Source organism: Synechococcus elongatus PCC 6301, from assembly GCF_000010065.1.
Lineage (GTDB): Bacteria > Cyanobacteriota > Cyanobacteriia > Synechococcales > Synechococcaceae > Synechococcus > Synechococcus elongatus.
This window is the reverse complement of record NC_006576.1, coordinates 2,629,697-2,654,570: the sequence shown is the minus strand read 5'-3', so window position 1 is coordinate 2,654,570 and position 24,874 is coordinate 2,629,697. Positions and strand designations below refer to the sequence as shown.

General features: G+C 55.3%; 27 protein-coding genes and 1 tRNA gene. 13 read left to right on the top strand and 15 right to left on the bottom strand.

The genetic code is table 11. The features are described 5' to 3' along the window. Positions 1 to 28: 28 nt before the first annotated feature. Positions 29 to 100 (bottom strand) — tRNA-Val (locus SYC_RS13135). A gap of 732 nt (positions 101 to 832) precedes the next feature. Between SYC_RS13135 and SYC_RS13130 the strand changes: the two genes are divergently transcribed. After that, positions 833 to 1,249, top strand: coding sequence for a TerB family tellurite resistance protein (locus SYC_RS13130; protein ID WP_011244801.1), 417 nt, complete (start codon positions 833 to 835; stop codon positions 1,247 to 1,249). Between the two features lie 160 nt (positions 1,250 to 1,409). Beyond that, positions 1,410 to 2,507: a 3-isopropylmalate dehydrogenase gene (gene leuB / locus SYC_RS13125; RefSeq protein ID WP_011378058.1), complete on the top strand. Its 1,098-nt coding sequence runs from the start codon at positions 1,410 to 1,412 to the stop codon at positions 2,505 to 2,507. Positions 2,508 to 2,627: 120 nt separating this feature from the next. Here the strand turns inward: leuB and SYC_RS13120 are convergent, their stop codons facing one another. From SYC_RS13120 to SYC_RS13110, 3 genes are all read right to left on the bottom strand, one after another. Then, positions 2,628 to 4,016 (bottom strand): DUF2252 domain-containing protein, encoded by a 1,389-nt coding sequence (locus SYC_RS13120; protein ID WP_011244799.1) that lies wholly within the window; start codon positions 4,014 to 4,016, stop codon positions 2,628 to 2,630. Between the two features lie 247 nt (positions 4,017 to 4,263). Next, positions 4,264 to 5,043, bottom strand: coding sequence for a photosystem II S4 domain protein (locus tag SYC_RS13115; RefSeq protein WP_011244798.1), 780 nt, complete (start codon positions 5,041 to 5,043; stop codon positions 4,264 to 4,266). Further along, the gene (locus SYC_RS13110) at positions 5,044 to 5,556 is read right to left on the bottom strand and encodes a hypothetical protein (RefSeq protein WP_039755953.1); all 513 of its coding nucleotides are present in this window, start codon (positions 5,554 to 5,556) and stop codon (positions 5,044 to 5,046) included. It lies immediately after the preceding gene. Positions 5,557 to 5,627: 71 nt separating this feature from the next. On the opposite strand from SYC_RS13110, the gene serA reads away from it, so the two are divergent. From serA to petF1, 3 genes are all read left to right on the top strand, one after another. After that, on the top strand, positions 5,628 to 7,268 hold the full coding sequence (serA, locus tag SYC_RS13105) for a phosphoglycerate dehydrogenase (RefSeq protein WP_011244796.1): 1,641 nt from the start codon (positions 5,628 to 5,630) through the stop codon (positions 7,266 to 7,268). Further along, positions 7,268 to 8,167, top strand: coding sequence for a 50S ribosomal protein L11 methyltransferase (gene prmA, locus SYC_RS13100; RefSeq protein ID WP_011244795.1), 900 nt, complete (start codon positions 7,268 to 7,270; stop codon positions 8,165 to 8,167). The genes serA and prmA overlap by 1 nt, the downstream gene beginning before the upstream one ends. Positions 8,168 to 8,415: 248 nt before the next feature. Beyond that, positions 8,416 to 8,715 carry a ferredoxin PetF1 gene (gene petF1, locus SYC_RS13095; RefSeq protein ID WP_011244794.1) on the top strand — a complete coding sequence of 100 codons (300 nt, stop codon included), beginning with the start codon at positions 8,416 to 8,418 and terminating at the stop codon, positions 8,713 to 8,715. 36 nt (positions 8,716 to 8,751) lie between these two features. On the opposite strand, the gene SYC_RS13930 is transcribed toward petF1, so the two are convergent. Then, positions 8,752 to 8,904 carry a hypothetical protein gene (locus SYC_RS13930; protein ID WP_155813934.1) on the bottom strand — a complete coding sequence of 51 codons (153 nt, stop codon included), beginning with the start codon at positions 8,902 to 8,904 and terminating at the stop codon, positions 8,752 to 8,754. 31 nt (positions 8,905 to 8,935) lie between these two features. After that, positions 8,936 to 9,139, bottom strand: coding sequence for a hypothetical protein (locus SYC_RS13090; RefSeq protein ID WP_011378055.1), 204 nt, complete (start codon positions 9,137 to 9,139; stop codon positions 8,936 to 8,938). Between the two features lie 101 nt (positions 9,140 to 9,240). On the opposite strand from SYC_RS13090, the gene SYC_RS13085 reads away from it, so the two are divergent. The 4 genes from SYC_RS13085 to SYC_RS13070 are packed head-to-tail and all read left to right on the top strand — an operon-like array spanning position 9,241 to position 11,964. Next, positions 9,241 to 9,801, top strand: a complete 561-nt coding sequence (locus tag SYC_RS13085) for a DUF2854 domain-containing protein (protein WP_011244793.1) — start codon at positions 9,241 to 9,243, stop codon at positions 9,799 to 9,801. Beyond that, entirely contained in the window at positions 9,794 to 10,699 is a 906-nt protein-coding gene (gene argB, locus SYC_RS13080) for an acetylglutamate kinase (protein WP_011244792.1), read from the top strand. Before SYC_RS13085 ends, argB begins: the two co-directional genes overlap by 8 nt. Next, a complete protein-coding gene (locus SYC_RS13075; RefSeq protein ID WP_011244791.1) occupies positions 10,696 to 11,223 on the top strand; it encodes a tetratricopeptide repeat protein in 528 nt (175 codons plus the stop codon). Before argB ends, SYC_RS13075 begins: the two co-directional genes overlap by 4 nt. Positions 11,224 to 11,250: 27 nt before the next feature. Continuing rightward, positions 11,251 to 11,964: a DUF3153 domain-containing protein gene (locus tag SYC_RS13070; protein ID WP_011244790.1), complete on the top strand. Its 714-nt coding sequence runs from the start codon at positions 11,251 to 11,253 to the stop codon at positions 11,962 to 11,964. A gap of 28 nt (positions 11,965 to 11,992) precedes the next feature. On the opposite strand, the gene mazG is transcribed toward SYC_RS13070, so the two are convergent. The 8 genes from mazG to rpsD all read right to left on the bottom strand — a co-directional run bounded on the left by mazG (position 11,993) and on the right by rpsD (position 20,360). After that, positions 11,993 to 12,832, bottom strand: a complete 840-nt coding sequence (gene mazG / locus SYC_RS13065; protein WP_011244789.1) for a nucleoside triphosphate pyrophosphohydrolase — start codon at positions 12,830 to 12,832, stop codon at positions 11,993 to 11,995. 6 nt (positions 12,833 to 12,838) lie between these two features. Then, the gene (locus SYC_RS13060; RefSeq protein ID WP_011244788.1) at positions 12,839 to 13,408 is read right to left on the bottom strand and encodes a metal-binding protein; all 570 of its coding nucleotides are present in this window, start codon (positions 13,406 to 13,408) and stop codon (positions 12,839 to 12,841) included. 267 nt (positions 13,409 to 13,675) lie between these two features. Then, the gene (locus tag SYC_RS13055) at positions 13,676 to 14,512 is read right to left on the bottom strand and encodes a nitrate ABC transporter ATP-binding protein (protein WP_011244787.1); all 837 of its coding nucleotides are present in this window, start codon (positions 14,510 to 14,512) and stop codon (positions 13,676 to 13,678) included. Between the two features lie 24 nt (positions 14,513 to 14,536). Next, positions 14,537 to 16,528, bottom strand: a complete 1,992-nt coding sequence (locus tag SYC_RS13050) for a nitrate ABC transporter ATP-binding protein (RefSeq protein ID WP_011244786.1) — start codon at positions 16,526 to 16,528, stop codon at positions 14,537 to 14,539. A gap of 28 nt (positions 16,529 to 16,556) precedes the next feature. Beyond that, positions 16,557 to 17,393, bottom strand: a complete 837-nt coding sequence (gene ntrB, locus SYC_RS13045) for a nitrate ABC transporter permease (protein WP_011244785.1) — start codon at positions 17,391 to 17,393, stop codon at positions 16,557 to 16,559. 55 nt (positions 17,394 to 17,448) lie between these two features. After that, positions 17,449 to 18,801 (bottom strand): CmpA/NrtA family ABC transporter substrate-binding protein, encoded by a 1,353-nt coding sequence (locus tag SYC_RS13040; RefSeq protein ID WP_011244784.1) that lies wholly within the window; start codon positions 18,799 to 18,801, stop codon positions 17,449 to 17,451. 604 nt (positions 18,802 to 19,405) lie between these two features. After that, positions 19,406 to 19,528: a hypothetical protein gene (locus SYC_RS14175; protein ID WP_265575004.1), complete on the bottom strand. Its 123-nt coding sequence runs from the start codon at positions 19,526 to 19,528 to the stop codon at positions 19,406 to 19,408. A gap of 223 nt (positions 19,529 to 19,751) precedes the next feature. Continuing rightward, entirely contained in the window at positions 19,752 to 20,360 is a 609-nt protein-coding gene (gene rpsD / locus SYC_RS13035) for a 30S ribosomal protein S4 (protein WP_011244783.1), read from the bottom strand. 73 nt (positions 20,361 to 20,433) lie between these two features. Here rpsD and yidD point away from each other — a divergent pair, with 73 nt between their 5' ends. From yidD to SYC_RS13015, 4 genes are read left to right on the top strand one after another with little or no spacing between them, the layout of a single operon-like run. Then, complete coding sequence (gene yidD / locus SYC_RS13030; protein ID WP_011244782.1) at positions 20,434 to 20,682, top strand: membrane protein insertion efficiency factor YidD; 249 nt, start codon at positions 20,434 to 20,436, stop codon at positions 20,680 to 20,682. Continuing rightward, positions 20,673 to 20,939 (top strand): glutaredoxin family protein, encoded by a 267-nt coding sequence (locus SYC_RS13025; RefSeq protein WP_011244781.1) that lies wholly within the window; start codon positions 20,673 to 20,675, stop codon positions 20,937 to 20,939. The genes yidD and SYC_RS13025 overlap by 10 nt, the downstream gene beginning before the upstream one ends. A gap of 24 nt (positions 20,940 to 20,963) precedes the next feature. Beyond that, on the top strand, positions 20,964 to 22,472 hold the full coding sequence (locus SYC_RS13020) for a UDP-N-acetylmuramoyl-L-alanyl-D-glutamate--2,6-diaminopimelate ligase (protein ID WP_011244780.1): 1,509 nt from the start codon (positions 20,964 to 20,966) through the stop codon (positions 22,470 to 22,472). Continuing rightward, positions 22,469 to 22,897 (top strand): HIT family protein, encoded by a 429-nt coding sequence (locus SYC_RS13015; RefSeq protein WP_011244779.1) that lies wholly within the window; start codon positions 22,469 to 22,471, stop codon positions 22,895 to 22,897. The genes SYC_RS13020 and SYC_RS13015 overlap by 4 nt, the downstream gene beginning before the upstream one ends. 278 nt (positions 22,898 to 23,175) lie before the next feature. Here SYC_RS13015 and SYC_RS13010 read toward each other — a convergent pair whose 3' ends face one another. Beyond that, on the bottom strand, positions 23,176 to 24,741 hold the full coding sequence (locus SYC_RS13010) for a DUF3370 domain-containing protein (RefSeq protein WP_011244778.1): 1,566 nt from the start codon (positions 24,739 to 24,741) through the stop codon (positions 23,176 to 23,178). Positions 24,742 to 24,874: the final 133 nt, after the last annotated feature.

Sequence of the window (24,874 nt, the reverse complement as noted above, 5' to 3'; positions counted from 1 at the left end):
TAACCGCTTAGGTTGTCTGGCTTGAGTATGGGCGATACTGGATTTGAACCAGTGGCTCCCACCTTGTCATGGTGGTACTCTACCCCTGAGTTAATCGCCCGCGTCTTTGCGCAGTTATTAATATTGCAGCCTGCAACAGTGGCTGTCAAGCAGGCTGACCAAAAACTTTGCCGATCGCCCTCTCCAACAGAGTTCTAGGGCCGCTGAGTGTGAAACTGAAGCGCGACAACTCCCTTAACCGATTGGGATCGCCAGCCAGAGACAAACGCTCGCAACCAGTCCTGATTTGGCTTCCGCGATCGCGAGTTATGGGGGCAGACCAAGCGAGTCTGACAACACTATCGCAGTGCCGTCAGACACCCTTCTACGCCTGACCTTAAAAAACTTCAACGGATTTATAAAACCCGCAGTATTCACCCTGTATTTATAAAGTTGAATCCAACCCTAGATTTCACCACAAAAGTTCTTTTTTGCTTGGTCAATATCAAAAGCTTAAACTACTCATTGTCATTTATAAATCATAAAAAACACTGAGCATATGACCATTCAAAAAGCTGCAACAAACATTAAGCTTTAGACTTATGTCATTTTATTTTATGGCAGTTGTTTGTGGCCATCACAATCCCGCTATGTCATCCGAAAGAGATCAAGCGATCGCTCAGCCCAGGTGCACAATCGCTTCTGGTTTTCGGGTTGACACCTACCAGATTGATTTTAAGCCCTGAACATAAAGAATGGTTTGCGAAACTCACGACTTTTTCGGTGGCCCTCTATCCTAGGAGAGAGGTTGGACTCCGAAATCTTTTCCTCAGTTGCATTGGTGTCTGTAACCATGCGTCCCTTGACCCTTGAGCCCCACGACCAACGCTCTGTTTTACGCTTACTCATTGGCGCTGCTTGGCTAGATGGCGATATGCAGCCCGAGGAAAGAAATTACCTGAAGGGCTTGCTAGAAAAACATCGTTTGGCTGCCGATCCGGAATTTCAGGATCTCATGACTCGAACGACACCGATTTCGCCTGCTGTTTTCGAACAGTGGCTAACAGCTTATTTGAGACAGCATCCCCGTCGTGAGGATGTTGAAGCCTTGCTAGAGCAAATCAGCAGCGTCATCTACGCTGATAGCCTTATTGACGCCCGTGAGGCAGCAGTTCTCTGTGAAATTGAGCAAGAGCTCGAGCATCGTCCCGCGCTCCGCCTGCTCGATCGCCTGCAAACCTTCTTCCATCACTGCCTCGTGATGTCCTAGTAGTCTCTCCAACCTCGGGCGCTCGCTCGCTGGGCAGGGTAGGCTACCTGTCATTTTCCAGTAGGTTGACCCAGACCTTTCTTGGGGTGGCTCAGCTCAGTTTTGGGTGAGAGGAGGCGGTTCTAGTACAGTGAAAATCGCTGACTTCAGGCGATCGCCCATGACCCGCTCCTATCGGATTACCCTGCTTCCTGGCGATGGCATCGGTCCCGAGATTATGGCAGTGACCGTTGACATCCTGCGGGCAATCGGTCGCCAGTTTGACCTCAACTTTGAATTTGAGGAAGCACTGATCGGCGGATCGGCAATCGATGCCACCGGTGAGCCCCTGCCTGAAGCCACGTTGGCGACCTGTCGCAACAGTGATGCTGTCCTACTGGCTGCGATCGGGGGCTACAAGTGGGATTCCTTGCCGCGATCGCAGCGTCCGGAAACCGGTCTTTTAGGTCTGCGAGCTGGCTTAGGTCTGTTTGCCAATCTGCGGCCCGCCGCAATTTTGCCTCAATTGGTTGATGCCTCCTCCCTCAAACGGGAAGTGATCGAAGGCGTCGATTTGATGGTGGTGCGAGAACTGACCGGCGGCATTTACTTTGGGGAACCTAAAGGCTGCTTCGCCGATGAACAGGGACGACAGCGAGCTTTCAACACCATGGTCTACCGCGAGGATGAGATTGATCGCATTGGCCGAGTTGCCTTTGACATTGCCCGCAAACGGGGCAAACGTCTTTGCTCGGTGGATAAGGCAAATGTGCTCGAGGTCTCCCAACTCTGGCGCGATCGGATGACGCTCTTGGGCAGCGACTACGCTGATGTGGAGCTCAGCCACCTCTACGTTGATAACGCCGCCATGCAGTTGGTGCGTTGGCCCAAGCAGTTCGACACCATCGTCACGGGCAATCTTTTTGGGGATATCCTTTCGGACATTGCGGCAATGCTGACGGGTAGCATTGGCATGCTGCCGTCTGCCAGCTTGGGTGCCGAAGGCCCCGGCGTTTTTGAACCGGTACATGGCTCTGCACCTGACATCGCTGGTCAAGACAAAGCCAACCCCCTCGCTCAAGTGTTGAGCGCAGCTATGATGTTGCGCTACGGCTTGGATGAGCCGGAAGCTGCTGCCCGCATTGAAGCTGCTGTCAACCAAGTGCTCGATCAGGGCTACCGAACTGGCGATCTGTATTCCGAAGGAATGACTCTTGTGGGCTGCAAAGGCATGGGCGATGCTCTACTGGCAGCTTTAGAATCTCCCGTCTCTGCCTAGATTCTCATTTGTAGTCCCCGCTTCTTTGCCTGTGCGGGGGCTCGGTCGTCAGGGTTCCAGTGGCTCGGGTGTGGCCCAGCAGAGAGGATCCCCAAGTTCAGCTCGCTGGGCAAGGTGTTCCTACAGGTCTTCTTCGACGATCGCCTCAATGCGGCCGCTGGCCACAGCCTGAACTAGGGCTGTATAGTCTTGTTCGGTTTGATCGGCGTAGGCGACTGCAAATTTTGCGATCGCTTCATCGAAAGCATCTGCTTTTCCCAAATAGCCACTAATTGTGGCTGCATCCCCTGCTTTGGCATGGGCACGGGCGAGCGCCCAACCACAGAACTCGGCATAGCGGTGGAATCGCTCGGCTTGCATTCCATCGATGGGCAAGGAAAATTTCATATCTCGCAATTGTCGAACATAGAAATCGCGACCTAAATCCGATCGTGCCCAGCCCAAAAAGATATCGCTAGACGACTGCATTAATCGCTGACCAACAACGACTCTTTGTCCTTGATTCTCATAGCAATTCGTCTGAGTATAAGGTTCTAGAACTGATTGACGAGCTTCCTTAACTTGCAAAATCAAGGGGTGATTCTCTTCAGAGAAAAAGAGAGCAATACTGCAGTGAGTACCTACACTTCCAATACCAACCACCTTCGTTGCGTAGTCTTCTAGTCGATAGCGATCGAAAAGAACACGCCGTTCATCCGGCAGCGATTTACGATATGCTTGTAGTCCATTGATGACTCGATTTCTTAAAGTTGGGTCATTGCTATGAAAGAGAATTGGCGGCTGATCAACAAACTGATGCTTCCCTTCCTTCAGAGTTACAATTTTAGGGAAGAGGTGCTCAGCAATTCTTTTTTGGGCGCGTTCTGCAAATTCTTCTCGGCGCTTTCTGATCTTTTCAGTGGGAGCCATCTCGATAATCTCTTTCATCTCAAGACGTGCGTACCAAACCTCAAGTGGGCTCATCCGAGAATAGTTGCGTAAATGTTCTCGATAGGAGCGAGTACAGCTGACAGCAATAGATTCGGCCTCTTGATCAACCACCTGGTTGTTTCTAGCAGCAATTACAAAGCTGACTGCAAGTCGTTTGAGATCCCACTCCCAAGGGGCAGGGTGTGTCTCGTCAAAATCATTGATGTCAAAAACAAGGTTGCGCTCTGGTGTTGCGAATAGGCCAAAGTTTAAAAGATGGCAGTCGCCGCAAGCCTGCACATGAATGCCAGTATTGGGCGTCGTTGCCAAGTCGTAGGCCATGATCGCCGCAGAACCTCTCAGAAAGGTGAACGGACTGCGCAACATGCGGCCATAGCGAATGGGAATTAGCTCAGGCACTCGGCCTTGATTCGAGTCTTCTAGAATGGCGATCGGATCGCGGCGATCCTGGGCGGGTTGCCAGCTCGCCTGTTCAGTTCTGGGCAGAACATTTCGAAGTGCTTTGCCAGCGATCAGGCGATCGCTCCGTAAATTAAACTGAGCTGCGGTGAGACTGCGCCCCTTCGCTTTACCGGGCATAAACGCTGCTCTCCTCAGTTCTTTCTTGGCCGGTATTGTCTGGAATCATAAAATTGGGAATAAATCCCAAGCCATCAAGCCTAGGATTAAGTGATCTACTTACTTAGTAGGCTAAAGTCTGGATTTGGCTCTCAGCATACTTAGAATTAAAATTTAAGCCCCTAGCAAAGTAATGGCTGAACCTAAGGAGCTGCATCTGTTCAGCTAGATTTCTATACTTGCGACTTTTTTACTTACGATTTGCGATCTAAACGTAACGTGTTAGCTCTAGGCGATAGCGTTCCTTCTTCGTTACTTGAACATCACCAATCGCGAGGCGACCTTTGCCACGCACTGCTACGAGATCGCCCGTTTTGAGCTGAGTACTGGGCTGGGTCGCCGCTTTCCAGTTGACTCGAACCTCTCCACGACTGATCAGGTCCACCATCTTGCTGCGCGAGAGGCCAAAACCGGCTGAGGCGATCGCATCCAACCGTAACGAAGCTTCTACGGTGGTCAGTTGCTTGATCCGTGGGGCTGGGATGCGCAGTTCTGCCAGAGGAATTTCGCGAACCTTCACCGGAACGCTGCGGACTTGGGTCAGTTGCAGACCCAGAAATTCCACGAGTTCTGGCATCACCAGTGCTTGGGCACCGCGATCGCCCAGCACGAGGATATCGCCTACTTTTTCGCGGACAAGACCAGTCCCTAGCAAAGACCCCAAAAAGTCACGATGGCTCGCAGGGTCGAACAAGAAGTTGCCAGCAATCTCTACCGCTGCGATCGCGATCTGATCCACGTCGAGAGGCATCTCACTGCGGGCGATCGCTAGGCGCTGACGCTCGGCCTGTGGATAACCGCCCCAAGGTAGAAGTTGTAATTCCGTCAATCGGCCCAATCGCTCTTGGGCTTCCGCTAACTCCGGCGGCGACAGAAAATCACTGATTGCCGGTTCCCAAGTGCGGATCGACTGCTCAGCCAGATCGATCAATCGTGCCAGACAGTCTCGGTTATCAGCCCCAGCCGGCAAGTCTTGACGCGGCAACATCTACAGACTCTCCTCGACGGTTTGCAAGGACTCCGGATTGACCGATCGCAGCAGACGCCAGGCTTGAGTGGTCACAGCATCGTTGCCCCGCAGAATCAGCACGAACTTGCCTTCCTCAAGCCGATTGCGGAATGGCAGCGGATCAAAACCCGACAGGTTACCAACGCCGAAACCACCACCGATGAAAGCGCTGCCCATCAAGCCCGACAAGGCACCTAGCACGCCCCCCACGAGGTCATTGCCGACTGGCCCTGCCCAAGCAAAGGTTTCTAGCCCCGTAATTTTGCTGAAGACCAAACCACCTGCAAAACCAAAGGGCACCAGCCAAGTCGCCATCCAGCGCACCCGTTGCCGCGATCGCTGCTTAGGATTGAGCAAACCGAAGCGATCGCTACTTTCCCAGCCTTCACCCACCACGCTCCAGAAGTCGCTTGACCAGCCGGTTTCAGCCAAAGCAGCGCAGGCTGCTTCCACCGTGGGGCGATCGCGCAAAACAGCAATCAGGTAGGTCATAGGTTCGGGGTTGGGTTGCAGAATTCGCCGCTTGCGAGCATGGGGCACAGCCCACGCCACCTTTAGAATGAATGATCGGGCGAATCTGCGGATCGTCCATTCCTGTCGCTCGTTGGCTCACCATGCCCAAGGTTCTGGTCTCCGACCCCATCGATCAGGTCGGTCTCGACATTCTCTCGCAAGTCGCTCAGGTAGACGTCAAGACGGGATTGTCGCCGTCCGAACTGGCGCAAATCATTGGCGAATACGATGCGCTGATGCTGCGATCGGGCACTCGTGTCACCGCAGAAGTGATTGAGGCCGGTCAAAAGCTACGGATCATTGGTCGGGCTGGAGTTGGGGTCGATAACGTCGATGTTCCAGCGGCAACGCGGCGCGGCATCGTTGTGGTCAACTCGCCGGAAGGCAACACGATTGCAGCAGCCGAACATACGCTGGCGATGATGCTGTCGCTGTCGCGGCATATTCCCGATGCCAACGCTTCGACTAAATCGGGCGGCTGGGATCGCAAGAGCTTTGTCGGCACTGAAGTCTACAAGAAAACCCTCGGTGTCGTTGGCTTGGGTAAAATCGGCTCCCACGTCGCCACGGTCGCCAAGGCGATGGGCATGAAATTGCTCGCCTACGATCCCTTCATTTCAGCTGAGCGAGCTGAGCAAATTGGTGCTCGGTTGGTGGAACTGGACATCCTCTTCCAAGAAGCGGACTACATCACCCTCCACATTCCCAAAACGCCAGAAACTGCCAATCTGATCAATGCCGAGACTTTGGCGAAGATGAAGCCGACGACTCGGATCATCAACTGTGCTCGCGGCGGCGTGATTAATGAGCAGGCCTTGGCTGACGCGATCGCTGCTGGCAAAATTGGCGGGGCAGCCCTCGATGTTTACGACCAAGAACCGCTCCAAGCCGATTCCCCCCTGCGGGCCTTGGGCAAAAACCTGATCCTGACGCCGCACCTCGGCGCTTCGACGACGGAAGCCCAGGTCAACGTTGCGGTTGATGTGGCTGAACAAATCCGGGACGTCTTGCTGGGGCTACCAGCGCGCTCGGCAGTCAACATTCCCGGGCTCTACCCAGACATTCTGGAAAAACTACGGCCCTACTTGCAGCTGGCGGAAACCCTCGGCAACCTGCTCAGCCAAGTCGCCGGTGGCCGCTTGGAACAGCTGACGGTGCGACTGCAAGGGGAATTAGCCGCGCAACAGAGCCAGCCGATCGTGGTTGCCGCCCTCAAAGGCTTACTGACCCAAGCGCTGCGCGAGCGGGTCAACTACGTTAACGCCATGATCGAAGCCAAAGAGCGGGGCATTCGGATCATCGAAACGCGGGATGAATCCGTCCGCGATGACTACGCTGGCGGTTCGCTGCAACTGGTGGCGACCGGCTCCAATGGCGAACACCGCGTCATGGGTGCTCTGCTCGGTGATGGCGAAATTCGAATCACCAATGTCGATGAGTTTCCGGTCAACGTGCCGCCCAGCCGCTACATGCTGTTCACACGCCACCGCGATATGCCCGGCATCATCGGCAAGATCGGCTCGCTCTTGGGGAGCTTTAACGTCAATATCGCCAGCATGCAGGTCGGACGCCGGATTGTGCGCGGCGACGCGGTGATGGTACTGAGCTTGGATGATCCGCTGCCGGAAGGCATCTTGGCGGAAATCACCAAGGTAGCTGGCATCAGTGACGCCTACACGGTGGTGCTCTAGTGCCAGTCAGTCAATCGTGGTGGCAGGTCGAGGTTCACTGCGACCCCCTGCTGGAAGACCTACTCTATTGGCGGCTGTCAGAGGCGGGGGGACGGGGTTTTGTCTGTGAAAGCAAAGCCCAAGGCTTGCAAGTCCATAGCTATTTTCCGGCGGAGCTGTGGGAGGAGACGATTCGCGATCGCCTCCTGCAAGAGATCAATGCTGATGCTGCGGATCTCGGCTTGCCCACACCCAGTTTGAGCTGGCAGACCCTCGATGAAGAGGATTGGTCTGAGAGCTGGAAACGCCACTGGCAACCCCAAGAGCTGGGCGATCGCTTCTTGATTCAACCAGCCTGGTTGGAACCAGAACCCAGCGATCGCTTGCTGCTGCAGCTTGATCCCGGCACCGCCTTTGGTACCGGAGCTCATCCCACCACGCAGCTTTGTTTAGAGGGGCTGGAAACGGTTCCGGTTGCCGACAAGGTGATCGCCGATGTCGGCTGTGGCTCTGGCATTTTGGCGATCGGGGCACTGCTGCTCGGGGCCAAACAGGTCTACGCGGTGGACACCGATCCCCTCGCGGTTGGGGCAACCCAAGCTAACGCCGCCTTAAATGATTTGGAAGGCGATCGCTTCTGGACCGCGATCGGCAGTGCGGATCAACTGCAGCCGCTGCATGCGCAGGGCGTTCGATTTGACGGCTTTTTGTGCAACATCTTGGCGCACATCATCCAAGCTCTAACACCGACGCTGTCTGAGTTGGCTAGTCCTGGCAGCTGGGCAATCTTTAGCGGCTTGCTAACCAGTCAAGCCGACACTGTCAGCGTCACTTTGGAAGAGTACGGTTGGGTGATCCGCGATCGCGCCAGTCAGGGAGATTGGTGTCGTTTGGTCGCGGATTTTCGGCCGGAACGATAAATCTCACTAATGCTTAGCTTAGAGGGCTTACTGGGAGCGGGCCGAGTTTGAGCCGTGATTACCCCTACGAACTTTCCGGCCACGCTCCATTGCTTAGACATAAAATTCCCTTATGTCTAGACTGGCGATTGATAGCATTTCTCGCGGCGCAGTTCGCCCTTTGGCAACCCATAGTATCAATGGGAAAGGTACGGGCAGGCTGTCAATCGATGAGCTCTGCCACCCCAAAAGCGATAGAGGACACGCTCATGGCAACCTACAAGGTTACGCTCGTCAATGCTGCCGAAGGCTTGAACACCACGATCGACGTGGCTGACGATACCTACATCTTGGACGCCGCTGAAGAGCAAGGCATTGACCTGCCTTACTCCTGCCGTGCTGGTGCTTGCTCGACCTGTGCTGGCAAAGTCGTCTCTGGTACCGTCGACCAATCGGATCAATCCTTCTTGGATGACGACCAAATTGCAGCAGGCTTTGTCCTGACCTGCGTCGCCTATCCGACCTCCGATGTGACGATCGAAACCCACAAAGAAGAAGACCTCTACTAAGTCTTGCTTCGACTGCTTCAATCCTTAGAATTCAAATCAAATTGCGGCTTCCAAATTGGGAGTCGCTTTTTTATCGCCGTAGTCAGCAGCGATCGCCTCACTACCGTCCAGAAACAGCCTGCGATCGCCCTGACTTAACGCCCCTCCCCTAGCAATCCTGACTCGGTAGAGTTCAGGCCAAGGACTCAAGGTTGAGGCGATCGTTCAGCAACGTCTTGCTCTAGGCGTCCGGCGTGACTGTTGTGGGGAAGAGGCGATCGCCTTCCTGCAGCAAGTCATCGAGCTCCACCAAGGCCTGCTCCACATCCAATTGGAGTTCGCCAAGGTTTTGGCCTTGGAGCGTCACCAGCACTTGGCGTTGCTGGCGCAGCAGCGTGAGGCGCTGGCGGATTTGGTCAGAGAGCGATCGCGAGTCGTCAGTCATTGCAGCAGTAAAGCACTCGTTCTATCTTGACCGCTGCTGGAAATCTCAAGGAGCGATCGCCAACATCTTAGGATTGGAAGAGTCTTGTCTGCTGGACGCGCATGCTCGGTTTTCCCCTTGGCAATCTCCTGACCGTCATCGGTACCGCCCTGACCCTAGTGGGTTTCTACGCTTACTTCGTCATCGATAACGCCACCCTCAACTTGGCGGGTTTTTTCTACGGCATTCCCTTACTGTTGGGGGGCTTGGCGCTCAAATCGGCCGAACTGAAACCTGTACCCTTAGCTAGGGCTGCCGCTGAGGTGATCCAGCTCCGCAAAGCCCAAGCAACCAAAACTCAAAATCAAGTCCGCCAAGATGTGACTCGGTTCCGCTACGGGCAAGAAGCGCACTTAGATGTGGCCCTCGAAAAGTTGGGGCTGAGTCCCAGTGACGACGAACGCCCCGAACTTGTGGCGCTGCGGGAGGAAAATCGCGAGGGAGCCTACACGCTCGTGCTCGATTTTGCGTCTCCCCATGTGGACTTTGAGACTTGGAAAGAAAAGCAGGAGCGCATTGGCCGTTTCTTTGGGCCTGGACTACGGGCAGAAGTCACCCAACCCACGAGCGATCGCGTGGAAGTCGCCCTGATCGTCACCGCTGAGGTGCCCGCCGATGTCTAGCGAGTTTATCGAAGCAGGCGCAGCCGATCGCGTTCGCATTCTCAGCGAAGCTCTACCCTACCTCCAGCAGTTTGCTGGGCGTACCGTCGTCGTCAAATATGGCGGCGCTGCCATGAAGCAGGAAGAGCTGAAGGAAGCGGTGATGCGTGACATCGTCTTCTTGGCCTGTGTGGGCATGCGCCCCGTTGTGGTTCACGGTGGCGGGCCAGAAATTAACGCTTGGCTGGGGCGGGTTGGGATTGAGCCTCAGTTCCATAACGGTCTCCGAGTCACCGATGCCGACACCATGGAAGTGGTCGAGATGGTGCTGGTTGGCCGCGTCAATAAAGACATCGTCTCGCGGATCAATACCACAGGCGGACGGGCCGTTGGTTTCTGTGGTACCGATGGTCGTCTGGTCCTAGCGCGTCCCCACGATCAGGAAGGGATTGGTTTTGTCGGCGAAGTCAACAGCGTCAACAGCGAAGTGATTGAGCCGCTGCTGGAGCGCGGTTACATTCCCGTCATTTCTAGCGTTGCTGCCGATGAAAACGGCCAATCCTTCAACATCAACGCAGATACCGTCGCCGGTGAAATTGCCGCAGCTCTGAATGCAGAAAAACTGATTTTGCTGACGGATACCCGTGGCATCCTCGAAGATCCCAAACGTCCCGAAAGCCTGATTCCCCGTCTCAACATCCCCCAAAGCCGCGAACTGATTGCCCAAGGGATTGTCGGTGGCGGCATGATTCCTAAGGTGGATTGTTGTATCCGATCTCTCGCTCAAGGCGTACGGGCTGCTCACATCATTGATGGTCGAATTCCCCATGCGCTGCTGCTGGAGATTTTCACGGATGCGGGCATTGGCACGATGATTGTTGGCTCGGGCTACCACGAGGCCCATCAACCCTGGCAATGAGCGATCGCAATTCCGTCTCGACAGAGCAGGGGCTAGCAATCGGGCAAGCGGCGATCGCTCGCGGTGACTATCGGCAGGCGATCGCTGCCCTCGAAACCGCTGCTGAGCAGGCTGCGGTGGCCAGCGCGATCGGTGCAGAGATTCGCTACTGGTTGGCCACCGCCTATCAAGCGATCGGAGACATTGAGGCGGCCAAAACAGTCTGTCGCCAACTGGCGAAACATCCCCTGCGCGAACAGCGACAACTCGCGGCCCAACTGCTCTATATCCTCGAAGCCCCGCGACTGGAACGGAGGGCTGACTGGCAGGTGGAGATTCCTGACCTGACCAGCCTGTCGGAGGATACTCTGGCAAAACTGCGGCAGGCACCGGGTGGCTCGGCCAAAGAGGAGAAAGAGCCAGACTATCGGCTGACGCCAGTCGATGACCTCAACCGGATCAACACCCGCGATAATCGCTTCCTTGGGTTTGGCTTGCTGTTCTTGATAGCGTTGTTGGGTTGGATCTTGTTTCGTCCAACCTGAAGCTTCGGCATCTTCCTAGGAGTTCCTGTGGCCTTCCGTCGTCTGTTGCCCCTGCTCTGCTTGCTGTTGACTGTGGCGCTTGGTGGCTGTGTCCAAGCAGAAACGACGATTCGCTTTCAAGGGCAAACGGCCGGTGAATTGATCCAACATGTGAAGCTGAACGATCGCCTCAGTGCCCTAAATCGACCTGCAGCTCAGCAGTGGTTTCAGCAACTTTCCCAGCGTGGCAAACAACTGGGTGGCAAAGTACGGCGCGATCGCAATGAGTGGTGGCTGACTCTTCCCTTTGATAATGGCCGCGATCTCGAAACGAAATTCGCTCAGCTCTACTCTCCCCTCGAAAGACCGGAGTCTACACCCCTGATCTTGCCGGAACCGAGCCTGACGGTCCGCCAGAGTAATGCCCTACTGGCGATTGGCAATCAGCTCGATTTGAACGTTGATCTCTCAGATTTTGCGATCGCCCGCCGCGATCAACAGGTGTTGTTTGACCCAGGGGCACTGCTCGATCTGGAAGTTTGCTTGGAAACGCCACGCGGTAGTCGCAGTCAGCCCCAGCCCAGCGCCAGTAGTGCGCAGGGTAAGCTCCAGCGACAGTGCTGGAAGCTGCAGTCTGGCGAGAACCATCTGCAATGGTCGTTCTGGCTGCCGAGTTTTATCGGCATTGGCAGTCTGATGATCGGTTTGGTTGTGGCGATCGGCTGGCAGATCCGCAAACAGTTAGTGGCTACAGAGCCCTAATCCAGACGCGATCGCCCTTTGCCTCCGTCTAAACAGAGGATTGCCCTAACTCCCGTTTCGCCTGTTGCCAGAGTTTTTCCAACGTTTCAATGCCCAAGCTATCGAGGGACTGACCAGCGGCGGCCTCCACTTTCTGGAAACGGGCCACAAAGCGATCGTTGGTGCCCTGAAGGGCTGCGACCGGATCTAGTTGGCACCAGCGAGCAATATTGACCAAGCTGAACAGCAGATCCCCCAGCTCAGCCTCGGCGTGATCGCGATCGCCGCTATCGAGGGCCTCTTTCAGCTCGGCTAACTCTTCTTCAAACTTGTCCCAGACCCCCGCCAAATTCGGCCACTCAAACCCAGCCTTGGCGGCCCGCTGGGAAATCTTGAGGGCAGCCGTCAAAGGTGGCAGAGTCGCTGCATAGCGGCTGAGGCAGTGGGTCAGGGTCTCCGCGACCTCGCCTTTCTCACGAGCTTTGATTGCTTGCCAGGTTGCTTGTACCGCTTCCGGGGTCTCTGCGATCGCTTCGCCAAACACGTGGGGATGACGACGGATCAGCTTCTCGGTAATGCCATCGGCTACCGTTGCTAAATCAAACTGTTGGCTCTCACTGGCAATTTGGGCTTGCAGCACCACTTGCAGCAGCAGGTCTCCCAATTCCTCTGCGATCGCGTTGGGATTGCCCTGGCGCAAGGCGTGAACGACTTCGTAGGCCTCTTCCAGCACGTAGGGAATCAGGCTGGTCGGCGTTTGTTCGCGGTCCCAGGGGCAGCCTTGTTCTGGATCGCGGAGCTGCGCCACCACAGCAACCAGTTGCAGGAGTGCTGTCGCGATCGCATCTTGGTTCGGTGCTGGCACCGACTCAAAAAAATCAACACCCATGGGGATTTAAGTCCGAGAAGAACGGGAGGCTGCAGGACGCCGGCGAGTGGTCTTACGAGGCCGACGCCAGCGTTTCCAAGCTGAGCCTACCCAATCGCTGAAGCTATGGCTCATGGCTCCGAGCTCTAAGCCAACTAAGGTCGCTAGAACGAGTGCTGGCCGACGACTCAGCTCTGTCCCAATCCATTGCTGATGCTGACTGAGGCGATCGCCCAAGCCTGCCCAGTTGCCACCCTGTCCGATCGCGATCGCTGTTTCAATCACTAGCACCAACAACAGTAGCCAAGCCCCGAGGTACAGAACCCGGCCGATTGTCCCCAAAAGGGGCCCGTGGGAAAACCACGAGCGATGCCGTAGGCAGCGTTGATAGGGAGTCCAGATCCACCGCAGTGGCCCCCAGCGTTGCGACTGCCGCGATCGCACATCCAAGTCAGGGCCAAACATCAGCCCTGCAAATAGATAACTGCCACTCAGCACCAAACTAAGGTCACTCTGACGGCTGATCAGCCAGCTGCCTGCCGCAACAGCGGGCAACAGCCACAGGGTCAGGCGATCGTGAGTGCGTCCAGAGGGCACGAAGCAAACTCGCAATAGACGCTCGCATCACATCACAATTTCCGCGCATCTGGCAAGGGTTTTGCTCTCCCGCTGACCGTGTGGAATACAAACTTGTCCTGTAAGAGTTTCGTTCTGCCAAGACAGCTCAACTGCCAACTGCTAAGTCTTGTCCAGCGGCCCCCAGAGGGATCCTCGCTTGAATTCCGGCTTGTCTCCCAGTAAAAAATCCCTCGCCCATGGGAGCAGAGGGAATCTCTGAGGCTAAGTTCGGAGTTGAGTACTGATTTACTCGTCGTCGTGAGCAAATCGGTTGTAGAGGAAATCCAGCGCGTAGTTACGCAGGTCGTAGTACTGCGGGTCTTCCATAATCCGCTCGCGATCGCGCGGACGAGGGAAGGGAATGGTCATGATTTCACCGATATTCGCCGCCGGCCCATTGGTCATCATCACCAAGCGATCGGCGAGGAACAACGCTTCATCAATGTCGTGGGTGATCATCAGTACGGTGCAACGATGATCGTTCCAGATTTTGAGTAGCTCTTCCTGCAATTCCTCTTTGGTGATTGCATCGAGTGCGCCAAACGGCTCGTCCAAAATCAGCACTTCAGGCCGAATCGAGAGCGCCCGAGCGATCGCCACCCGCTGTTTCATCCCCCCCGAGATCTGGGTGATTTTTTTCTCGGCGGCTTCGGTTAGACCAACCATTGCCAGATGCTCGCGGACAATTTCCCGCTTTTCGCCTTCCCGCATTTGGGGGTTCACGCAGTCCACCGCGAGGTAGACATTTTCGTAAGCGGTCATCCAGGGCAAAAGCGCATAGTTTTGGAAGACCACCATGCGATCGGGGCCGGGCCGGTCGATCTCTTTACCCTTCAACCGCACGGAGCCGTGGGAGGGTTGATTGAAGCCCGAAACCATATTCAGAAGAGTCGATTTGCCACAGCCGGAGTGGCCGATCACGCAGATAAATTCGCCTTCCTGAACTGTAAGATTGACTCCATCCAAAACGGTGTAGGGGCCTTTGGGCGTCTCGTAGATTTTGGAGACATTCTCCACAATCAAAAAGGGATCATGCCCAGGCGAGGAAGGAACTATCGGCTGCTGTTGACGAAGGGTTTGCATGACACAAGTCCTCTGGAGGGAATGCTAGGCAGCTGCGATCGGGCGGGGCTGATCGAGTGCAATTTCTGCCACGCTGAAGTCGCGGTGGATGGGCAGGGAATTGAGGTAAGCGATCGGGTCTTCAGCGTTGAAGGGGACGCCGTCAAACAGTTCAACCGGCGTGCTGCGCTGATAGTTGACGACCTCCGAGAGCCCCAGTTCGCGGGCGGCGGTGCTAAACACCCCAACCCGGCAAACCCGCTCCAAGATTTCAACCCAGTTGCGGGGGAAGGGCACATCACCCCAGCGAGCCAACTGGGTCATCATCCAGAGATGCTCTGTCCGACTGGGACGGTTAACGCCCGCTCCAGCAAAGCGATGGTGAGGCACCGCCAAGTCGTCGGCAGTGCTTTGGCTGAACTGGATGTACTCCTTCGGACAGCTCAGGTAGCGGCGATCGCTTAACAGTTCGCGCAGTTCATCCCAGTTCGCAGGATCTTCGCAGTACTGGCAGGCTTCTAGCAGCGCTTTGACCAAGGCCACATGGCTGTTGGGATAGCGATTAGCCCAGTCTTCACGGACACCGAGTACTTTGCCGGGGTGACCATTCCAAATTTCCAGATCGCTGGCGATTGTGAAGCCAATTTCTTTTTGGGCTGCCCACGCATTCCAAGGCTCACCGATACAGTAGCCATCGATCGTGCCGTCCTTGAGGTCGGCCACCATCTGCGCCGGAGGGATCGTGCGCAATTGCACATCGCGATCGGGGTCGATCTGATTCGCTGCCAGCCAGTAGCGCAACAGCAAGTTGTGCATCGAAGCTGGATGGACAATGCCCATGATGTGCTGCTTGTCAGCCGTGCTGCGCAGCAAGTTACGGAAGTCATCGACCGTCTGAATACCCTCGTCATACAGGGCTTTGGAGAGGGTAATGCCGTTACCGTTGCGGCTCATTGTCAAGGACGAAACGATCGGTAGAGGACTGCCACCTTGGCCACCCACAGACATCCAGACCGGCATGCCGGCTGGCATCTGGGCTGCATCGAGGTAGTTTTCAGTCAACCCATCGACAATGCCACGCCAACTGGTCTCTCGCACCAAGCTGACTTCATCGAGGCCGTGTTTGGCAAAGAAGGCTTTTTCTTGGGCCACCACCAGCGGTGCACAGGCCATTAGGGGCACATAGCCGATTTCCAGATTGACCTTTTCCAGACCGTGCCGCGCCACGGTAGTCACCTTGCGGGCATTGAGTTTCTTGACCCGTTTTTGCTGGTTGAGGAAGTAGATGATTTCCGATCGCAGGCTGTAGTAGCTGGGGTGATGCACCACATCCATGCGTTTGCGCGGGCGAGGAATATCGACCTCCAGGATGCCACCGATCTTCGAGCCGGGCCCATTGGTTAGCATCACAATGCGATCGGAAAGTAAGACCGCTTCATCAACGTCATGAGTGACCATAACGGCCGTGACGTGATTCTCTTCGCAAATCTGCATCAGCTTCTCTTGCAGATTGCCGCGCGTTAGTGCATCCAGCGCCCCAAAGGGTTCATCGAGAAGCAGCAACTTCGGACGAGTCGCCAAGCCCCGTGCGATCGCCACCCGTTGTTTCATTCCGCCAGAAAGTTGAGCGGGTGGCTTATCCGCTGCATGACCCAAGCCCACCAGTTGGATATGTTCTTCCACGATCGCCTGCCGCTCTTCTTTGGGCAGATCGCGCAGCACTTCGTCGACCGCAAGCGCGATGTTTTCGCGCACCGTCAGCCAAGGGAAAAGCGAGTAGTTCTGGAAGACCACCATCCGGTCTGGCCCTGGTGCGGTGATCTGCTGACCTTCGAGACTGACCGCGCCATCGGTTGGCAACTCTAGACCAGCAATCAGGTTGAGCAGGGTGGACTTCCCACAACCGGAGTGACCAATCAGCGAGATGAATTCACCTTGCTTGATTTCAAGATCGATACCCTTAAGGGCAAGGTATTCATTCCCACCACTCAGAGGGAATGATTTTTCAATGTTTTCAACAGCAACAAATAAACTCATGATCAATCCTCCGAGTGTTTGGCAAACCTTACATATTGCGTAGAATCCAGCGTTGCAGCCAAGCCACAAAGCGGTCTAGCAACAAGCCAACAGCACCGATATAAATCACTGCCAAGATGATGTCACTAACGTAGTTTTGCTGATAGGCATCCCAGATAAAGAAGCCAATGCCGACAATGCCAGACATCACAATTTCTGCAGCGATAATCGCTAGCCAAGATAAGCCGATCGCAATGCGAAGGCCGGTAAAGATATAGGGCAGGGCTGCCGGCAAGACCACCTTCATTAGGTACTTGCTTTTCGACATCCGTAGCACGCGAGCTACGTTGTTATAGTCCTGGGGAATTTGGCGTACCCCTTCCGCCGTATTAATTAGAATTGGCCAAACGGCGGTAATGAAAATTACGAAGATTGCTGCAGGTTGATTTTGCTGGAAGGCGACCAAAGCGATCGGTACCCAAGCCAGCGGTGCAATCATGCGCAGGAACTGAAACAGTGGGTCTAGCATCGCGTTGAGTTGGCGGTTGAGGCCAACTAGAATTCCAACGGAAATGCCGATGATGGCTGCGATCGAAAAGCCCTGGGCCACCCGCGTCAAACTAGCGATCGTCTGCCAGAACAGACCTTTATCCAGCCCGCCGCGATCCAAGAAGGGATAGAGCAGCAACTCGCGTGTTCTCTCTTCTGTGAAGAGACTGAGCGGGCCGGGCAAGCGGGTTGCCCCGCTGCTAGAAAAGATCTGCCAAATGATGAGGAAACCCAAAATTCCTGCTAGCGGTAGCAAGATGCCATCGAGTTTCTGACGCCATTTTTTTAAGCCAGAAGGACGACTTCCGTTTCGTCTTGTTTCCCGTGCAGTAACCATGGTCTGTCTATCTCCTGATAGTGACTGAACTAAGGTTGATGATTGAAGCCCCTACTTATGCCCGTTTAATCTTCAAGCTTTGGAGATAAGCTTGCGGACTGTCTGGGTTGTAGGTGATGCCATCAAAGAAGGTCTCGGTACCGCGAGTCGATCCGGTTGGGATATCCGCAGCGGGCACCCCTAATTTCTTGGCTGCCTCTTGCCAGAGGTCTTCACGAGTCACGCGATCGTTGAGTTTCTGGGCGGCTGCAATGTCAGGTAGCACTTGCTTGTTGAAGCCCCAGCGGATCGACTCCACCAAGAACCAGAGGGTGAGCCCTTTGTAGGGATAGGAGACACTGCCGCGCGGACTCTTCCAGAAGAGCGGGCCGGCATCAAAGTTGTTGAGATCTTTTCCGTCTGCTCCAACTTTGATTTGACCTTCCAGAATCGGCTGCAGGATCGAAACCGGCACGTTAAAGAAGTTGCGACCGGAGAGGATCTTGGCCATCTCTGCCCGATTTGCTTTCTGATCGCACCATTGCTGCGCTTCCATCAAGCCCATCAGCAAGGCGAGCGTAGCTTTCGGATGTTTGTCTACCCAGTCTGCTCGCAGCGCCAAGAATTCCTCGGGGTGGTAAGGCCACATTTGACCTGTCAGCGCAGCTTGATAGCCGACGTCATCTTTGGCAATCCGCGACGGCCAGGGATCGCCGGTACTGAAGCAATCGATCGTGCCATTGCGCATATTTTGTAGAGTTTCTGCGCTGGGAACGGTCAAGAGTTCAATGTCTTTATCAGGATCGATACCGCCAGCTGCAAACCAATAGCGAATCCAGAAGTCTTGGTTGGCGTTCGGGAAGGTGTAGGATGCTTTGAACTTCCGGCCGCTAGTTTGCGGGTAGTTGAGGATAAAGTCGCGGTTGGGCGCTAGCTTCAAGCCCAGATTTTGGGCCTTGAGCTGATTGGAAACAGCGATGCCATTGCCTTGGGTGCTCAAGCAAGCCAAGACATACATGGGAACTTTTTGACCGTTGCTGATCGCACCTTCCGTTAGCAAGGCAGGCATCGGCATTTGCCACTGACCGCCATCGATGCCGCCACCAGCAGAACCGAGAATGACGTTATCGCGAGCAGCTGCCCAGCTGGCTTGTTTCGAGACTTCAACATCCAAGCCATATTTGGCAAAAAAGCCTTTTTCGCGGCCAATGATCAGTGGAGCCGCTTCAAAGATGGGGATGTAGCCCAATTTGATTGTCTTGACTTCCAGATCACTCGCCCCTGCAGCAGTTGGCTGAGTTGTACTAGAAGTCCCGCCGCCGCTACTGGAAGGAGGATTACCGCAACCCTTCAGCAAAATAGCGCTAGCAGCGGTTGCTCCGAGCGTGAACAGAAACTGACGACGATTGACTGGTTGAAATTCGTTCATACGTCTCCCCTACATCCCACAACAGGAGATGCCTCTAAAGATGGACAAGTTGTGCGAATTGCTTCACGAGAGGCGCAGAAACGCTCTGTCTGCATGACTTTAGGCCAACTGGTTATTCCAGACCGATAAGGCTGATAACCATCTGCAGTTAAGACTCTGTGGAGAAACCCATAGAGCTAAGTCAATAGACTTTGCGTTTTGCATGTAGAAACATTTACGGTCTCTCACGGGAATCGCGCAATAGCTAAACGCAAAAAGTTCCCTTGTTTTTTCAATTAATCTGATAAGTTTTTCTGCTCGATAAGTTCAGCATTCAAAACGATTTAGTAGATGTAATTATTGAGAAGCCTTTTTCAATCTTGATCGCTGGTCTTACTCAATCGATTACAAGTCATTTTGGCCCTTGATTTTAGGCAAAACTCTGACTCTGACTTGATCATTGTCAATAACAATCTAAGGATTAGTCTTTTTCAATTGTTGTAAATCTTTAAAACCAACGCAAACCCAAAAATTATGCACAGAGCGATCGCTCCTGACCCAGAGAGTCGCTTCTGAAGGTTGATGCTCACGCGATCGCAATCCTTTCAATGTTGATTCTCAATCGTTAGGCGATCGCCCACTGTCGAAGCCATCCAAGGGCGATCAGTTTCCACCCCTTATTGCTCAAGATTCCACTGCGAGACATCAGCCAGAAGATCAACACTTGCAGCAGAAAGATGACAGCCATTCTGGCCACCGAGGATGAACGCAATCCCAACGATTGATCTACAGCGTCTGAAGCAACTAGAAAGGACTGTCGGCAGACCGCTTGGAGGGTTGCCCTAGGAGAAATGATGGAGAGTCAGCACAGGGCTCTGCCTTGCCATGACCAAATGCATCCTTGCGCCAAACAACAACAGCCCCCACCCAGAGGCAGGAGCTGTTGCAGTCTTGTAAGCAGAGTGGAGAGTCTACACTTTGCGCGAGTAGTACTCGACCACCAGTAGTTCATTGATTTGCAGCGCAACCCATTCGCGCTCGCAGGCTCCCGTGACCTTGGCTTCGAGTTTGTTCTTATCGAAGTCGAGGTGAACCGGCACGTTGGCGAGGCCAGGGTATTCCAAGTTGGCAGTGACCAACTTGCGAGACGCTTCGCGCTGACGAACCCCGATCACTTCACCGGGGCGGCAGTTATAGCTGGCGATATCCACCACGCGGCCATTGACCGTCACGTGACCGTGGTTAACCAGCTGACGAGCACCGGGGATGGTGGGTGCAAAGCCAAGGCGGAAGACCAAGTTGTCCAGGCGCATTTCGAGCAGCTGCAGCAAGTTGGTCCCAGTGGACCCTTGCATCCGGCGCGCCTTCTTGACGTAGCGAACCAGTTGTCGTTCCGACAAGCCGTAATTGAAGCGAAGCTTTTGCTTTTCTTCAAGACGAATCGCGTACTCGGAGCGCTTGCGCCGGGCTTGGCCGTGCTGACCAGGGGGGTAAGACCGACGAGCAGCCTTACGGGTGAGACCAGGTAGGTCCCCCAAGCGCCGTACAATTCTGAGGCGTGGGCCTCTATATCGAGACATCGGGCAGTCCTCTGAAGGATTTGTCCAAAACTCACATCATACCGCGATCGCGCAACCCTCGCCGGATAGGCTAATGAAATTGCTGCTCCTGGCCCTGATCCAGTTCTATCGACGCTGGATTTCGCCGCTGACTCCCGCCAGTTGTCGCTTCTATCCCACCTGCTCCCAGTACGGTCTAGAGGCGATTGATCGCTTTGGCCCCCTCAAGGGGAGTTGGCTGACACTTTGCCGCATCTTGCGCTGCCATCCCTTTCATCCCGGCGGCTATGACCCGGTTCCGCCGCTGCCCTCCTGTTCCTGCGGAAAGTCCCCATGCGATTAGTGCTCTACAGCAAAGAAGGCTGTCATCTCTGTGAGGGGCTGGCGGAAAAGCTCCAGCAGGTGCGATCGCTACCGATCGAGTTGGAAATCCGCGATATCAGCTTGAATCCCCAATGGTTTGCCGCCTATCAATTTGAGGTGCCGGTGCTTTGTCGGCTCGATGGTGATGGCCGAGAAACGCCCTTGCCGCGCTTAGCCCCCCGCGCCAGCCTTAGCCAAGTTGAAAGCTTGCTAGAACGCTTCAACGATCGCGCCTGATCTGCTAAAACACGCTAACGCCCAATGCGGAGGGAATCCATGAACCTGCGATCGCTGCTCGCTTCAACCCCGACCCAGGTCCTCCAACCGCAACATGCCGCCTTAGATTTAGCCATTACCGGCCTCCAAACTGACTCCCGTCGCTGTCAACCCGGCGATCTGTTTCTGGGAATGCCGGGCACCCAAGTCGATGGCGGTCAATTTTGGCCCGAAGCAATCGCGGCGGGGGCAGTGGCTGTGATCGTGACACCTACGGCGCTAGCCCAACGGCCACTCTCGGCCAACCCAGAGGCCTGCCTAATCTTGAGCGATCAAATGCCGGTGACGGCTGGGGCGATCGCGGCAGCCTTCTACAACCAACCGGCGCAGACCCTCAAGTTAATCGGAGTGACCGGCACGAATGGCAAAACGACAACCACCCATCTAGTTGAGCATTTTCTCAACGCTGCCGACACGAAAACCGCCCTCCTAGGCACGCTTTATAACCGCTGGCCCGGCTATTCCGAAGTGGCGCAACATACAACGCCTTTTGCCACGGATTTGCAGGCTCAACTGGCGACGGCAGTAGACGCAGGTTGCCAAGCTGCTGTCATGGAAGTTAGTTCCCACGCACTCGATCAAGGTCGGGTCAACGGTTGCGGCTTTGATGTTGCCGTCTTCACGAACCTGACCCAAGATCACTTGGATTATCACGGGACGATGGAGGCCTACTTTGCGGCCAAAGCCAGATTGTTTGCGCCGCCCTATCTGCGCGGCAAAGCAGTGATCAACGCCGACGATGCCTACGGTCAGCGCTTGATTACGATGACACCACCCGGGCAATGTCTGACTTACAGCGTTGTGGGAACAGCGGACTTTTGCACGACTGATTTGCAGTACGGGCCTACCGGAGTTGAAGGCACGATTAAGACGCCAGATGGTGCTTTTCCCTTCCGATCGCCTCTGGTCGGTCAGTTCAATCTCGCGAACCTGTTAGGGGCGATCGCTGCGGGTTGGACCTTGGGCCTGCCGATCGAGACAATGCTGGCCGTCGTCCCTGACTTTGTTGGCGTACCCGGTCGGATGGAACGGGTCGTGGGTCAAGACAGCGATCCGACGGTGATCGTCGACTATGCCCACACGCCCGACAGTCTCGAAAATCTCCTAAAAGCGGCTCGTCCATTCATTCAAGGTGAGCTGATCTGTGTGTTTGGCTGTGGCGGCGATCGCGATCGCACCAAACGTCCTCTGATGGGAGAAATTGCGGCACGACTGGCCGATCGCGTCATTATTACTTCCGACAACCCGCGCACCGAAGATCCGCGCCAGATTTTGGCGGATATTGTGGCGGGCATTCCGGCTGCCAGTCCGGTGGTGGTTGAAGCCGATCGCGCAGCAGCGATTCGTCAGGCGATTCTCTCAGCTCAGCCCGGTGATGGGGTGCTCTTGGCGGGCAAAGGCCACGAAGACTATCAGATTCTTGGCACGACCAAAATTCACTTCGACGATCGCGAGCAGGCGCGGTTGGCCTTGGCCGAGCGTCAGTCTGCATGAGTAATGGACTGGCTGCCTTCGGCGGACGGGCCGCCTTAGAGCTACTCGCCGAAAATGACTGGGCGGTCGCCTTCCGCGATCGCTATCCCGTCTCGCCAGGTCATAGTCTGGTGGTTCCGAAACGAGCCGTTGGATCGCTGTTTGAGTTACCCACTGCGGAATTTCAGGCTAGTTGGGAACTCGTTGCGATCGTGCGATCGCTACTCCAACAGCAATATCAACCCGCTGGTTTCAATGTGGGCCTCAATGACGGTCTGGCTGCTGGTCAAACGATCGACCAAGCCCACATCCACCTGATTCCCCGTTACAGCGGCGATCGCCCCGATCCTCGTGGGGGCATTCGCTGGGTCTTGCCCGAACACGCCGCCTACTGGTCATCGCAGTCTGCAATTGGGTTAGGACTATCTGATAAAGAAATTGGTTGAGAGTCAACAGCCTCTGTCCGTAGGAGTGATTGCGCACCCCCAGCGCACACACCATGGGGGAGTCGACTCCCCTAGCCCCCCGCAACAAGATTTTGGGTGAGACTGATCGGCTAAATCATGAGCGCTACGGGTCAAACTAGCCAGTGACGGCAACGGGTTTGCAGCTGATCAGATCGAATTCAATTGTTCTCATCTCTCTGCTCCATACACGATTGCCCCACGCAGCAACACCAGATTCCTGCTGACGCGATCGCTAGGGCACTAGAGCTGAGGTTGCCTTAAAACCGCAGGCGCAGATCCTGCAGGACTGGTTGCAGTTGACCAGCAGAGACTGGATCAAGGGTGTAGATCGAAAAGACCTGGGGCGGCGTTGCATCTGCGGGGTAAATCAGGCTAGCTCGCACCTTGCGCAGCTCCCCCGGTTTTAAATTCAAAATAATTAGCGGTTCACCAAGCTGCCCCCGCTTTTGCACGACATGGACGAAGCGTGTCTCTTCACGACCGCGATCATTCTCGAACTGCAGGCGCAGGGTGCCGCGATAAAAAACGCGATCGGGTGGTTCTCGCAGGAAGCGCAGCTCGCTGCCCTCATCAGTTTTGACCGGCGTATGAAAAACCACTGCGACGGCTTTACTGCGATCGCTGCCGTTGAACAGCGGGAAGGTCAGGTCATACTCAACGCCGTAGTTGCCGTGGGACAGATAGGCTGAGAAGGGATAGCGAGCCAGCATCGGTGCACTTTGCACTTGGGAAGTGCCTAGCGTGCCTCGGGGTAGGGTGCTGATCGGATAGGCGATCGCTTGGCCGGGGGCTGCAATCGTGAGCTTATCGCTGCCAGGATCTGTAACGGTCGAGCGCCATACCGAACCCTCGGTGACCCCCGCCACCCGCCCGTAGATCAGGCGACTGACAAAGAACACCGATCGCGGCGGTGTCGGGATAGCATCATTGGGTTTGACCAACGAGCCAGTCTGTAGCGTCGACCAGAAATTTTCCAAACTAGGCGCACGCTCATTGCCTTGCTCATCGCGGGGCGCGTATAACGCCACATTGGCGACATAGACCTTGCCATCACTCTGTAAGCGCATCAGGAGCGATCGCGTATTGGATGAAGGGGTCAGCGGCCCAACCGGAATCGGCAGATTGACCAGCAGTTGGGGCGATCGCGGGGGAATGACGATCGACTCTGGCAACACGCCTTGGCGATTGCCCCGCAGCACATCATTAACGACGCGACTACCCGGCCCCGAAAACACACTGCCGCGAGCGTCTTCTAAGTAGGAATTGAGGGGCAGAAACAGGGCGTCGGGGCGGGTGAGGTAGGTGGCACCATTCAGCACCTGCACCGTCACTGGGCGATCGCTGGGGTTATAGAGCACCACACCCTGAAACATGGTCCGCACCTGTTCGGGGGTTGCCGCTCGGGAAATGTGGTGTGTGAAAATATCAAAACGACCCTCGAAGGCATAGCCTAAGTGGGCGCTTGCATTGGCCATCCCCTCGGGCGGCAGGGTCGACAGCAAAATACCTTCGCCTGAGACAATTTCGGGATTATTGCTGTTAAAAACAGGAATCGAATCAAGGCGGCCCGGTAGGGGGCGAATATCTTGAGACTGGCTGATTTCCGGCTCCAGCGCCGGCGGCAAGCTAGGGCTGAGAGTGGGGCGTAACGGTCGGAGCGATCGCGGCCGCGGGGGGGATGTCAGTGGGTTGGGCGTGAAGCCGGGCAGCGGTTCTGCTGCCGACCCTGGTGCAGGCACTTGACTGGAATAGCGTTCTGTCAGCCCTTCGATTGAAGCGGGAAGGACGAACGCCGGTGGCACAGGGAGAAACGGCAGCAGCATAAAGGCGAAAAACTGCGGACTACGCAGGTCGGAGGCGGCGGTACAACAGAGGCTCTAACCAGCGGTGAGCGATGCGTAAACAGCAGAAATTGCCACCAAAGCTAAAACTCTAGGCGATTACCGTCCGGGGAGC